Source organism: Cellulomonas sp. Root485 (assembly GCF_001426705.1).
Taxonomy (GTDB): domain Bacteria; phylum Actinomycetota; class Actinomycetes; order Actinomycetales; family Cellulomonadaceae; genus Cellulomonas.
Genome location: NZ_LMFC01000006.1, coordinates 60,367 through 72,488 on the forward strand (window position 1 = coordinate 60,367; position 12,122 = coordinate 72,488).

Genomic DNA, 12,122 nt, shown 5'->3' on the forward strand with positions numbered 1-12,122 from the left:
GGAACCCGCCCGGCTCTGTTGGGGACTCAGGACTCGAAGGCGGTCGGCAGGTACTGGTCGACGTTCTCCTTGGTCACCACGGGCGCGTAGAGCTGGACCGTGCGCGGCACCTCGACCTCGACCAGGTCGCTCATCGACTTGCCCTGCACCAGGAGGCGGGCCAGCTTGATGCCGTCCGCAGCCTGCGTGGAGGGGTAGATGACCGTCGCCTTGAGGACGGAGTCGTCGGCCTTGATGGCCTCCATGACGTTCTTCGAGCCGGCGCCGCCGACCATGATGAACTCGTCGCGACCGGCGTTCTCGATGGCCGCCATGACGCCGACGCCCTGGTCGTCGTCGTGGTTCCAGATGGCGTCGAGCTGCGGCGCCGCCTGCAGCAGGTTGGCCGCGGCGGCCTCCCCGCCCTGGACGGTGAAGTCGGCCGCCACGCGGTTGCTCACCTCGAGGCCGCAGGCCCCGAGCGCGTCCGCGAAGCCCCGGCTGCGGTCCTGCGTCAGCGGCAGCGAGTCGATGCCGGCGATCTCCGCGACCTTGGCGTCGGCGTTGCCGCCCAGCTCGCCGCAGATGTACGCGCCGGCGCTCACGCCCATGCCGTAGTTGTCACCCAGCACCGTCGTGCGGGCGGCGTCCGGGTCCTCGAACTCGCGGTCGACGTTGATGACGACGATCCCGGCCTGCATCGCCTTGATGGCGACCTCGGTGAGCGCGGCGCCGTCGAACGGCAGCAGGACGATGGCGTCGACGCCGTCGTTGATGAACTGCTCGATCTGGCTGATCTGCACGTTCACGTCGTTGGTGCCCTCGGCCTGCACCAGCTCGACGTCGGAGTACTTGGCGGCCTCGTCGACGGCCGACTTGGTGATGGAGCCCATCCAGCCGTGGTCGGCGGCCGGGGCGGAGAAGCCGATGACGACCTTGTCGCCGGGCTCGTCGTTGCTGCCGGCGGCTGCGGCGGGCGCCTGTGCCTCACCGGTGTCCTCGGCCTCGGGGGTGTTGGACGTGCAGCCGACGACGAGCGCCAGTGCGGCGACGGTCCCCGCAGCGGCGAACCACGTGCGACGCATGGATGTGGACATGACGATCCTCCTTGATCGGTACGGATGTGGTGCAGGGGCGAAGCTGAGAGGTCTGTCGGAGCTGAGAGGTCGGTCGGGGCTGGTGAAGGTCAGGTTCCGGCGCGGGAGCGCTCGGCGATGCGCTGCTGGAGCAGCACGGCGACGACGATGATCACGCCCTTGGCGATGTTCTGCGCCGAGATGGACAGGTTGTTCTGCGTGAACACGTTGGTGAGCGTGGTGAAGATCAGGACGCCCAGGACGGTGCCGACGATCGTGCCGCGGCCGCCGATGAGCAGGGTGCCGCCGACGACCACGGCGGCGATGGCGTCGAGCTCGTAGAACTGGCCGTTGGTCGAGCTGCCGGCCGTCGTACGGCCGAGCATCATCAGGCCGCCGATCCCCGCGGTCAGACCGCACAGGGCGTACAGGTACATCGTGTGGCGCTTCACCTTGATGCCCGCGAGCCGGGCGGCCTCGGGGTTGCCGCCGACCGCGATGGTGCGGCGCCCGAAGGTGGTCCGGTTGAGCACGACCCAGCCGACGACCGCGACCACCACGAAGATCCAGACCAGCATCGGGATGCCGAGGAAGTCGTCGCGGAAGAAGTCGAGGAATGCCTGGACCTTGACCACCTGCGTCTGGCGGTTGGCGATGATCTCCGCCAGCCCGCGCGCAGCGACGAGCATGGCGAGCGTCGCGATGAACGCGACGACCTTGCCGTAGGCGATGAGCACGCCGTTGACGAGCCCAGCGCCCACGCCCACCAGGAGCGCGCACCCCACCATGACGATCCAGTGCGAGTTCTGCGCCATGGTCTGCGTGGCCAGGGTGGACGCCCAGACCGAGGCGAGGCCGATCACCGATCCGACGGACAGGTCGATGCCACCGCCCGTGATGACGAAGGTCATCCCGATGCTGATCACGCCGAGCACCGCAGCCAGCCGCAGGATCGTCAGCAGGTTGTCGATGCTGGCGAACCGCTCGCCCGCCGTGATCACCCCGAACGCGCAGATCGCGACCAGGGCGATCACCAGACCGAGGTTGCGACCCGCGGCCCCCGAGAGGAGACCGGCACGCTTCGTGGTCGAGGAGACCTGTTCGACCCGGGAGCTCTCGTCGGCGGCCGGCACGGCTGCCGTGATGTCCTGCTCGCTCACGCGGCACTTCCTTCCATGACGAGGTCGAGCACGCGGTGCTCGTCGATACCGGACGCCGGTCCGTCGTGGACCACACGGCCTTCGGAGATGACCAGGACGCGGTCGGCCAGGCCGATCACCTCCGGGATGTCGCTGGAGACGACCACGACGGCAGCCCCCTGGGCGGCCAGGTCGGCGATCAGCCCGTAGATCTCGGCACGCGCACCGACGTCGACGCCGCGGGTGGGCTCGTCGAGCAGGAGCACCCGGCAGCCGTGCACGAGCCAGCGCGCGAGCAGGACCTTCTGCTGGTTGCCGCCGGACAGGGTGCGGGCGCTGCGGTCGGGATCCGACGGGCGCACGTCGAGTGCCTGGATCTGCTCGCGAGCCACCGCGCGCTCGGCGCCCTCGTCGAGGAACGACGCGTTGGCGTTGCGCGCGAAGGTCGAGAGCGTGATGTTGCGGTAGACGGGCTCGTCCAGGATCAGGCCCTGGCTCTTGCGCTCCTCGGGGCACAGGCCGATGCCGGCGGTCACCGCGTCGCTGACGGAGCCGGCGCGGAGCTTCTTCCCGGAGACCTGCACGGTGCCGGCCGTCGCCTTGCGCGCCCCGAACACCGTCTCGAGGATCTCCGTGCGACCCGAGCCGACCAGCCCGGCCAGCCCGACGACCTCGCCGGCGCGCACCTCGAACGACACGTCGCTGAACGCTCCGCGCAGCGCGAGCCCGTCGACCTTGAGGATCGTCGCGGCGTCCGGGGCGATGGTGTCGCGCGGCGGGATGGCGAACTCGACGTTGCGACCGGTCATGAGCTTGATGAGCTCGGCCGTGGGCGTCTGCGCGACAGGCAGCCCCGTCGCGACGGTCCGACCGTCCTTGAGCACGGTGATCCGGTCGCCGATCTGCCGGATCTCGTCGAGGCGGTGCGAGATGTACACGACGGCCACGCCCGACGCGGTGAGCTCGCGGACCACGCGGAACAGGTTGGTGACCTCCTCCGCGTCGAGGACGGCCGACGGCTCGTCCATGACGATCACGCGGGCGTCGTGCGACAGGGCGCGCGCCATGCTGACGATCTGCTTGCCCGCGGCCGAGAGCCGGCCGACCTCGCGGTGCGGGGACATGTCACCGTGGCCGAGGCGCGTGAGCAGCGCCCGGGTGTTGGCGGTGGCGGCGCGGCGCTGCGAGAACCCGCCGGTGGCCAGCTCGTGCCCGAGGTAGATGTTCTCCGCGACGGACAGGCCGTCGACGACGTCGAGCTCCTGGTACATCGTCGCGATGCCGAGCTTGAGGCCCGCGACCGGGTGCGTGATGGTGACCGGCTGGCCGTCCACGAGGATCTCGCCCTCGGTCGGCTGGTGGGCGCCGGCGAGCACCTTGATGAGCGTGGACTTGCCGGCGCCGTTCTGGCCCAGGAGGCAGTGGACCTCGCCGGCCCGGATCTCCAGGTCGACACCGTCCAGCGCCCGGGCTCCCGGGAACTGCTTCACGATTCCGCGCATCTGCAGCAGTGGCGGGTCTTCGTTGACCATGAGCAGGAACGTAGGACCACTTCTGTCGCCGGTCAAGCAAAAGTCGCCACCCTTGTGGCACAGTTACACGAACGTGACCTACAGAAGGCGGAATGGTTCACTGTGCGCATGGACGAGCTCACCAAGTTCGCTCCTCGGCCGACGGGCGCCGGGGACATGTTCCAGCTCCTCCGTGACCGTCAGCCGCGGACCCGGTCCGACCTGGCCACACTGACCGGGCAAGCGCGTTCCACGATCGCCGCCCGGGTGGACCTCCTGCTGTCCTCCGGGTTCGTCGCGCCGGCCGGCGAGGCCACCTCGACGGGTGGCCGGCCACCCGCCACCTTCGCGTTCAACCCCGCCGCCCGCGTCGTGCTGGCGGTCGACCTCGGCGCCACCCACGCCCGCCTGGCGCTCACGGACCTGGTGGGCACGGTGCTGGCCGAGCACCACGAGCCCGTCGCGATCGCCGAGGGACCCGGCCCCGTGCTCGACCGCGTCGTCGAGCTCGGCCTCGAGCTGCTCGGCACCGCCGGGCGCCCGATCAGCGACCTGGTCAGCGTCGGCGTCGGCCTGCCCGGCCCCGTCGAGCACTCCACCGGACGGCCCATCAACCCGCCGATCATGCCGGGCTGGGACGACGCCGACGTGCCCGGCCTCCTCGCCCGCAAGCTGCGCGTCCCCGTGCTGGTGGACAACGACGTCAACGTCATGGCCCTCGGCGAGCACACGTCGCAGTGGCCGGAGGTCGACCACCTCCTGTTCGTCAAGGTTGCGACGGGCATCGGCGCCGGGATCATCTCCGACGGCCAGATCCGTCGCGGCGCCCAGGGTGCGGCCGGCGACCTCGGCCACATCGCCGTCCCGGGCGGGCTCGACCTGCCGTGCCGCTGCGGCAACACCGGCTGCCTCGAGGCCGTCGCCAGCGGGCCGGCCATCGCGAACGCCCTGGCGAACGCCGCCACCAGCGCCGACGTCGTGGCGCTCGTGCGCGCCGGGGACCTCGACGCCAGCCGCGAGGTCCGTGCCGCGGGCCGGCACATCGGCGAGGTCCTCGCGGCGTGCGTGAGCATGCTCAACCCGTCCGTCATCGTCATCGGCGGCGTCGTGGCCGAGGCCGGTGAGCACCTGCTCGCCGGGATCCGCGAGGTCGTCTACCGCCGGTCCCTGCCCCTGGCGACCCAGCACCTGCGTATCGTCGCTTCTCGGACCAAGGGACGAGCAGGCGTGCTGGGCGCGAGCGCGATGGCCTCCGAGCACGTGCTGTCCGCCGCCGCCATCGACGCCTTGATCAGCTAGGAGACCCCGTCGTGACCGAGCAACGTCGAGCCCTCGTCGTCCGGGGCGGGTGGGACGGGCACGCGCCCGAGGAGGCCGTCGAGCTGTTCGTGCCGTTCCTGCGCGAGCACGACTTCGACGTCGTCGTCGAGGGGACGCTCGAGGCCTACGCGGACCCCGACCTCATGGCCGCCACCGACCTGGTGGTCCAGTGCTGGACGATGGGCGACATCCTGGCCGACGAGCTGCGCGGCCTGCGGACCGCCGTCGCTGCGGGCACCGGGTTCGCCGGCTGGCACGGCGGGATCGTCGACTCGTTCCGGGTGGCCACGGACTACCTCCAGCTGGTCGGCGCGCAGTTCGCCGCCCACCCCGGCGGGCCCCTGGTCGAGCACACGATCGCCGTCACCGGCGACCACCCCATCGTCGAGGGCGTGCACGACTTCACGCTGCGCTCCGAGCAGTACTGGCTGCTGACCGACCCGCTCAACGACGTGCTGGCCACGACCACCATCACGCCCGGCCCCGACGACCCGTGGCACCAGCCCGTCACGTCTCCCGCCGTCTGGACCCGCCGCTGGGGCGCCGGCCGCGTGTTCGTGTGCGCACCCGGGCACCTGCTGGCCGACCTCGAGATACCGCAGGTGCGGACGATCATCGAGCGCGGTCTGCTCTGGGCCGCTCGCTGAGTGACCGCAGGGTGAGAAGGCGTCCGCCGGTCCCGTCCGGTCCGGGTAGGTTCGTCCTGCCAACGCAGGGGAGCTCGGGACAGCCGGGCTGAGAGGACGAGCCGCGACACCACCGGTGTCAGCGCACGTCGACCCGAGAACCTGAACTGGGTAATGCCAGCGGAGGGATGCGCCACCGAGCGCGGCGTGGGCGGTCACCCGGCCGTCGCCGGGCCTCCGTCGTCGTCGTCCCCGGACGGGTGGACCTGTGCTGCGTGTGCCCGGTCCGACCACCCGGAGGAACACCGTGCTCGCACAGATCCAGGTCTCTCCCCGCCCGAGCGGGACCGACGACGACCGCTACGCCTACGTCGACGCCGCCATCGCCGTCATCCAGCAGTCCGGCCTCGTGTACGAGGTCGGCGCCATGGGCACCACCATCCAGGGCACGCCCGACCAGCTCTGGCCGCTGCTGCGGGCCGTGCACGAGGCGACCGTGCAGGCCGGCGCGTCGGCCGTCTCCAGCGTGATCAAGGTGGGGCAGGGCAAGGACGACGCCGGACCCACGATCCAGGACCTCGTGGGCAAGTTCCGGGCCTGACGTCGTGCACCGCTGGCGTCGTCTCGTCGCGCCGTCGGTGGCCGGTCTCGTGCTGCTCGTCGGCTGGGAGGTCGGGGTACGCCTGTCCGGCCTCCCCGCCTTCGTGCTGCCGCCGCCGTCGCAGGTCGCCCGTACCGCGGTCGAGGTCGCACCGCTGCTCGGGCCCGACGTCGTCACGACCCTGACCGAGGCCGGCCTCGGGCTGCTCGTCGGGGCCGTCGTCGGGCTGCTGCTCGCCGTGCTCATCGCGGCGTTCCCGCTGGTCGCGGACACCGTGTACCCGCTGGTCACGCTCACGCAGACCGTGCCGACCGTCGTCCTCGCACCCCTGCTCATCCTCTGGGCGGGGTTCGGGCTGCTGCCCAAGGTGGTGCTCGTCGCCCTCACGGCGTTCTTCCCGGTGCTCGTCGCGGCGGTGACCGCGATGTCCGCCGTGGACGCGGAGCACGCCGAGATGGTCGCCGGGCTGGGCGGCACGCGTCGCCACCAGTTCTGGCTCGTCCAGCTCCCCGCGTCGGTTCCCGGCGCTCTCGGTGGCCTGCGCGTGGCCGCGACGTACGCGATCGGCGCGGCCGTCGTCGCCGAGTACCTCGCCGGTCAGAGCGGCCTGGGCGTGTTCGTCCAACGCTCGCGCAAGGGCTACGAGGTCGACCAGATCCTCGTCGCCGTCGCCCTCGTGGCCGTGCTCACCGGACTGCTGTTCCTGCTCGTCGACGGCCTCGCGCGCCTCGCCACCCCGTGGCAGCGGCCGTCGCTCCCCTCTCGTCCTGGAAGGACCCCCTTGTGAGAACCCGTCTCTTCGCCGCTGTCGCGAGCCTCTCGCTGCTCACCGCCTGTACTGCGGTCGCCGCCGACGAGCCCGCGCTGCGGCCCGTGTCCGTCATCCTCGACTGGACGCCCAACACGAACCACTCCGGCCTCTACCTCGCCCAGGCCCGCGGGTACTTCGCCGACGCCGGGATCGACCTGAGGATCGTCGAGCCCGGGGACACCTCGGGCCTGCAGCTGCTCGCCGCGGGCAAGGCCGACTTCGCGTTCTCCGTGGCCGAAGGGCTCGTCCCCGCGCGTGAGCAGGGGGCCGAGGTCGTCTCGGTGGCCACCGTCATCCAGCACAACACGTCGAGCCTGATCTCCCTGACGGAGACCGGCCTCACGCGGCCGCGCGACCTGGCCGGCCACTCGTACGGCTCGTACGGCTCCGAGCTGGAGGAGGCGCTCATCCGCACGCTCGTCGAGTGCGACGGCGGCGACCCGGACGCCGTCGAGCTGACGCCGCTGTCCAGCGACGACTTCCGGATCGGTCTGACGGAGCACCAGTTCGACACCGCCTGGGTGTTCGACGCGTGGGACACCATCCGGCTCGGCCAGATCGACGGGCTGGACGTCTCGACGATCCCGTTCATCGACCACACCGACTGCATCCCCGACTGGTACACCCCGCTGGTCGCGACCTCGCAGCAGCACCTCGACGACGACCCGGAGCTGGTCCGCGACTTCCTCGCCGCCCTCACGCACGGGTACGAGGACGCCATCGCCGAGCCGCAGGCCGCCGCCGACGCGATCCACGTGGCGGCGCCCGAGATCGACGAGGAGCTGCTCACGCTGAGCGCGCAGTGGCTCGCACCGCGCTACACCGACGACCCCGAGCACTGGGGCGTCCAGGAGGCGGAGGTCTGGGACGACTTCGTCGGGTTCCTGCAGGACCACGACCTCGCCGACGCGGGGTTCGACACCGATGCGGCGTGGACCGATGACTACCTCCCTGTCGACTGAGTCGCCGGCGACGTCGGACCTCGCGCTCGGGGTCGCCGGGCTCACCGTGACGTTCCCCGGCGCCGGCCGCCGTGACGTGCCGGGCGTCGTCGCGCTGCAGGACGTCGGCCTCCAGGTGCGCGTCGGCGAGTTCGTCGCGGTCGTCGGGCCGTCGGGCTGCGGAAAGTCCACGCTGCTGCGTGTCCTCGCGGGCCTGACGCCGACCGGCGCGACCGTGACCGGCGGTGCGGTGACCCGGCTCGTGAACCCGGCGGGCGGCCCGGCGACGGCGTGGATGCCGCAGCGTGACGGGCTGCTCCCGTGGCGGCGGGCGCTGCCGAACGCGCTGGTCGGGGCCCGGATCGCGGGGATGGACCGGGCGGTCGCGGACGAACGGGCTCGGGCGCTGTTCGACGAGTTCGGGCTGGCGGGGTTCGAGCGGTCGTGGCCGCACGAGCTGTCGGGCGGCATGCGCCAGCGCCTCGCGCTGCTGCGGACCTGCCTGCCCGGGCGCCCCGTGCTGCTCCTCGACGAGCCGTTCGGCGCGCTCGACGCGATCACCCGACGCCGCATGAACGCCTGGCTCGCAGGTCTCGACCTCGCCGGCCACGGGCGCGCGGTGGTCCTCGTCACGCACGACGTCGACGAGGCGCTGCTGCTCGCGGACCGCGTCGTGGTGCTCTCGGACCGGCCCGGTCGCGTGGTCCTCGACCTGCCCGTACCGCGGGACGGGACGCAGGATGCGCGCCGGACCCTGCTCGACGCGCTCGACCCGCACGGGGGGTCATGACACCTCCGCGCTGACGGTCGAGCGCTCCACGCGCAGGGCCGTGCCCACGACCAGACCGAGGACGGCGACACCCGCGGCGACGACGAGCGCGCTGCGGGTGCCGTCGACGGTCGACAGGACGGCGACGCCGAGCGCACCGCCGACCGCGAACGACGTGTCCGCGATCCCGGCGGCCAGCCCTGCGTCGTCGGCCGCGGCCCCGGACACCGCAGCGATCTGGGCACTCACGAAGGCCGCGCCGAGGCCGGCGCCGAACACCACCAGACCGACGACGGGCGGCAGCGTCGCGAGCGCGATGCTCCCGACCGCGAGCAGCGCGGTACCGGCCACGGCGACGGCCCGCACCCCGGCCCGCGTGACGACGGCCTGCCCGGCGAAGGACCCGGCCACCGAGGCAGCGGTCATGGCCGCGGTCGTCAGCCCGAACAGCACCGGCGACATCCCCGACGCCTGCGCACCGAGCGCCAGCACCAGCAGGACACCGTCCACGCAGATCCCGGCGACCAGCAGCAGGACGTTCCCGGCGACGAGCCGTCTCGACCGCACCACCCGCCACGGCACCAGCGGTGCGACCGCGCGCCGCTCCACCAGGACGAAGACCGCCATCAGGAGGGCGGCGGACGCCAGCGCGGGCCAGGACGCCTCCGTGATCCCCAGGACCAGGAGCACGAGAGACCCGGTGACCGTCGCTGCGCCGGCCACGTCGAAGGCGTGCGTCCCCGGGATCCCGGTGCTCGGCGGGAGCAGCCGCGCCGACGCCGCCAGCAGCAGGACGCCGACCGGCAGGTTGACGAGGAAGATCCACTGCCAGCCCCACAGCTGCGTGATCGGTCCGCCCAGCAGCAACCCGGCTGTCCCGCCGACCCCGCCGATCCCGCCCCAGACGCCGAGCGCCCGGTTGCGCTCCGGGCCGGGCTCGAAGGTCGTGAGCAGCAGCGACAACGCCGTCGGCGCCATGACGGCTGCACCCGCACCCTGCAGGACGCGAGCCCCGACGAGCACGGCCGGCTCATCCGCCTGGCCGCAGACGACCGAGGCGACCGTGAAGATCGCGATGCCCACGAGGAACACCCGGCGGCGGCCGAGCAGATCGGCGACCCTGCCGCCGAACAGCAGGAGCCCGCCGAACGTCACGAGGTAGGCGCTGAGCACCCACTGCACGTCGCCGGGCGCGAAGGCGAGCTCGTCGGCGATCGACGGCAGCGCCACGTACACGATCGTGCTGTCGAGGACGACGACGAAGAACGCCGTGCCGAGCACCACCAGAGTCCACGTCGTCCGCATGTTGCACAGTAGGACTTTCTAGTTAGTAATAACAACCCTCTAGTATGTCTCCATGACGCGTACGTACGACGACGGCTGCGGGATCGCCCACGCGCTCGACCTGGTCGGAGAACGGTGGGCGCTGCTGGTGGTCCGGGAGCTGCTCCTGGGGCCCAAGCGCTTCACCGACCTTCGCGCGGGCCTCCCCGGGGTCAGCGCGAACATCCTGAGCCAGCGGCTGCGCGAGCTCGAGGCGGAGGGAGTCATCGAGCGGACGACACTGCCACCCCCGGCGGGCGTCGCCGTCTACGCGCTGACGTCGCGGGGCGCCGAGCTCGAACCCGTGGTCCTCGCGCTCGGGGCCTGGGGCGTCCGCTCCCCCACCCTCCCCCGCGACGCCCACCTCGGGGTCGACTCGGTGATCCTGTCGCTCGCGGCGCAGCTCACCCACACCGAGCCACCCGCCACCTACGAGCTGCGACTGGGCCAGTACCAGTTCGCCGTCCGGCTGCACGACGGGCGCGTCGACGTCTCACGCGGAACGGCAGACCGACCGGACGCCGCCATCACGACCACGCCCCGGGCGCTCGACGCGATCGTGTCCGGCGACCGCTCGCTCACGGACGTCGTCACTGCCGGAGAGGCGGCCGTCGAGGGCGACGAGCTCGCGGCCGCCCGTTTCGCGACGTACTTCGCGGTGACCGGACCCGAGAGCTGACCCCGTTGGCGATGACGAGACCGGAGACCTAGCCCCGCTCGCGGTACACGTAGCGCTCCGCCGGCGGGAACCCGAGGGCCGTGTACAGGGCTCCGGCGGCGGCGTTCTCGGCCTCGACCTGCAGGAACGCCCGCCGGGCACCCCGCTGCGCCGCCTCGTCGAGCGCGCGCTGGGTCAGGAACCGTCCGAGCCCGTGGCGACGAGCGGCCTGCGCGACGACGAGGCAGGACAGTGCCACCCAGTCCTCCGCGAACGCGGCGCGCAGGACCCCCACCAGTCCCGTGGCATCCGTCGCCGTGAGGTAGACGGCGGGCGCTCCGTCGAGCACGGCGCGGGCCAGGCGGAGGCTCGTCTCGTCCGCCTCGGCCGCCGCCCCGGTGGCGTGCAGCCGGGCCTTCGAGCCGGACCACGCCGTGAGCCACCTGTCGTCCGGGTGGTCCGCGACCGAGACGCGCACCGGTCCGGCGGCTGTACGGACGGCGCCGTGCCGAGGTTCGACCCCGTCGAGCGCCCGGACCAGCACGTCCGTGCGGGACATCACCTCGTAGTCGCGCAGCGCGAGCAGGTCGTCCAGACCCCGCGGCGCCGCGCGGCACACGCGCACGATCGAGGGCTGCCCCTCGGCCGCGTAGAGCTCTTCCACCCGGTCGAGCGTCGCCGTGACATCGGGCGGGGTGCCGAGCGGCAGGACGCTGTTGGCGCGACGGGTCAGCCCGCCGGACAGCCCGACGCGCCAGCCGTCCACGTCGACCACCCGTGCCGGCGGCCACGTCGCGCACTCGACGAGCGCACCCGGCGCGTCCGGCGCCGTCCACGTGTGGACCCGCAGGTGGACCTCGACGTGCCCCCAGTCGCGCTCCGGGACCGCCACGAACCCGAGCCGCCGGTACAGGCGCTGCGCGGCCTCCATGGAGTCGAGCGTCGAGAGCACCACCCGCGTCGCCCCGCCGGCGACCGCCTCACGCAGCGCGGCGGACATGAGCAGCTCGGCGATGCCCCGGCGCCGGGCCTCCGGGGCGACCGCGAGCATCCGGATCTCCAGCTCGCCCGGCTCCGCGACCTCGGCGTAGGACGTGCCGTACGGGGCGAGCGTCACCGTCCCGACCACCACCAGGTCCTCGTCCCGGTCGTTCGCGCCGTCCCCCTCCCCGGGCGGGATCAGCGCGACGAGCAGCGTCGCCTCCCGCGCCCGTCGCTCGGCGTCCCGCAGCTCGTCGGCGTAGGAGTCGTCCGCGTCGAGCAAGCGGTCCGCCAGGTACGCCTCGGCGGTCAGCGCCCCGGCATCCGCCACCTGCGCGCCCGCAGCCACCCGCACCACGGCACCGGTCACGGCGAACCCTCCGGCCG

12 protein-coding genes and 1 riboswitch are annotated in these 12,122 nt (G+C 72.6%); of the genes, 7 read left to right on the forward strand and 5 right to left on the reverse strand.

Annotated elements, in window-relative coordinates; translation table 11 throughout:
* Positions 1-26 precede the first annotated feature (26 nt).
* The 3 genes from ASD16_RS21060 to ASD16_RS21070 all read right to left on the reverse strand — a co-directional run bounded on the left by ASD16_RS21060 (position 27) and on the right by ASD16_RS21070 (position 3,726).
* A complete protein-coding gene (locus ASD16_RS21060) occupies positions 27-1,076 on the reverse strand; it encodes a substrate-binding domain-containing protein (RefSeq protein ID WP_055922752.1) in 1,050 nt (349 codons plus the stop codon).
* Positions 1,077-1,165: 89 nt separating this feature from the next.
* Positions 1,166-2,215, reverse strand: a complete 1,050-nt coding sequence (locus ASD16_RS21065) for an ABC transporter permease (RefSeq protein ID WP_055922755.1) — start codon at positions 2,213-2,215, stop codon at positions 1,166-1,168.
* Complete coding sequence (locus ASD16_RS21070; RefSeq protein WP_055922756.1) at positions 2,212-3,726, reverse strand: sugar ABC transporter ATP-binding protein; 1,515 nt, start codon at positions 3,724-3,726, stop codon at positions 2,212-2,214. Before ASD16_RS21070 ends, ASD16_RS21065 begins: the two co-directional genes overlap by 4 nt.
* A 108-nt stretch (positions 3,727-3,834) precedes the next feature.
* Between ASD16_RS21070 and ASD16_RS21075 the strand changes: the two genes are divergently transcribed.
* The 6 genes from ASD16_RS21075 to ASD16_RS21100 all read left to right on the forward strand — a co-directional run bounded on the left by ASD16_RS21075 (position 3,835) and on the right by ASD16_RS21100 (position 8,794).
* Positions 3,835-5,004, forward strand: coding sequence for an ROK family protein (locus ASD16_RS21075; RefSeq protein WP_055922759.1), 1,170 nt, complete (start codon positions 3,835-3,837; stop codon positions 5,002-5,004).
* Between the two features lie 11 nt (positions 5,005-5,015).
* Positions 5,016-5,672, forward strand: a complete 657-nt coding sequence (locus tag ASD16_RS21080; protein ID WP_055922762.1) for a ThuA domain-containing protein — start codon at positions 5,016-5,018, stop codon at positions 5,670-5,672.
* Between the two features lie 57 nt (positions 5,673-5,729).
* Positions 5,730-5,857: riboswitch (TPP riboswitch) on the forward strand.
* 101 nt (positions 5,858-5,958) lie between these two features.
* Entirely contained in the window at positions 5,959-6,252 is a 294-nt protein-coding gene (locus ASD16_RS21085; RefSeq protein WP_055922875.1) for a thiamine-binding protein, read from the forward strand.
* A gap of 4 nt (positions 6,253-6,256) precedes the next feature.
* Complete coding sequence (locus tag ASD16_RS21090; protein WP_055922764.1) at positions 6,257-7,039, forward strand: ABC transporter permease; 783 nt, start codon at positions 6,257-6,259, stop codon at positions 7,037-7,039.
* Entirely contained in the window at positions 7,036-8,025 is a 990-nt protein-coding gene (locus ASD16_RS21095) for an ABC transporter substrate-binding protein (protein WP_055922767.1), read from the forward strand. The genes ASD16_RS21090 and ASD16_RS21095 overlap by 4 nt, the downstream gene beginning before the upstream one ends.
* Positions 8,003-8,794 carry an ABC transporter ATP-binding protein gene (locus ASD16_RS21100; RefSeq protein WP_082571047.1) on the forward strand — a complete coding sequence of 264 codons (792 nt, stop codon included), beginning with the start codon at positions 8,003-8,005 and terminating at the stop codon, positions 8,792-8,794. The genes ASD16_RS21095 and ASD16_RS21100 overlap by 23 nt, the downstream gene beginning before the upstream one ends.
* On the opposite strand, the gene ASD16_RS21105 is transcribed toward ASD16_RS21100, so the two are convergent.
* Positions 8,789-10,078 carry an MFS transporter gene (locus ASD16_RS21105; RefSeq protein ID WP_082571048.1) on the reverse strand — a complete coding sequence of 430 codons (1,290 nt, stop codon included), beginning with the start codon at positions 10,076-10,078 and terminating at the stop codon, positions 8,789-8,791. The two genes, ASD16_RS21100 and ASD16_RS21105, sit on opposite strands and share 6 nt — an antisense overlap.
* A 52-nt stretch (positions 10,079-10,130) precedes the next feature.
* On the opposite strand from ASD16_RS21105, the gene ASD16_RS21110 reads away from it, so the two are divergent.
* Entirely contained in the window at positions 10,131-10,775 is a 645-nt protein-coding gene (locus ASD16_RS21110) for a winged helix-turn-helix transcriptional regulator (protein ID WP_055922773.1), read from the forward strand.
* Between the two features lie 28 nt (positions 10,776-10,803).
* Here ASD16_RS21110 and ASD16_RS21115 read toward each other — a convergent pair whose 3' ends face one another.
* Positions 10,804-12,105, reverse strand: a complete 1,302-nt coding sequence (locus ASD16_RS21115) for a GNAT family N-acetyltransferase (RefSeq protein ID WP_055922776.1) — start codon at positions 12,103-12,105, stop codon at positions 10,804-10,806.
* Between the last annotated feature and the right edge of the window lie 17 nt (positions 12,106-12,122).

Bases quoted from the DNA above. Each gene is read 5' to 3' on its own strand.
- ASD16_RS21105 (WP_082571048.1), bottom strand. From the start codon at position 10,078: ATGCGGACGACGTGGACTCTGGTGGTGCTCGGCACGGCGTTCTTCGTC.
- ASD16_RS21110 (WP_055922773.1), top strand. From the start codon at position 10,131: ATGACGCGTACGTACGACGACGGCTGCGGGATCGCCCACGCGCTCGAC.
- ASD16_RS21070 (WP_055922756.1), bottom strand. From the start codon at position 3,726: ATGGTCAACGAAGACCCGCCACTGCTGCAGATGCGCGGAATCGTGAAG.
- ASD16_RS21100 (WP_082571047.1), top strand. From the start codon at position 8,003: ATGACTACCTCCCTGTCGACTGAGTCGCCGGCGACGTCGGACCTCGCG.
- ASD16_RS21075 (WP_055922759.1), top strand. From the start codon at position 3,835: ATGGACGAGCTCACCAAGTTCGCTCCTCGGCCGACGGGCGCCGGGGAC.
- ASD16_RS21060 (WP_055922752.1), bottom strand. From the start codon at position 1,076: ATGTCCACATCCATGCGTCGCACGTGGTTCGCCGCTGCGGGGACCGTC.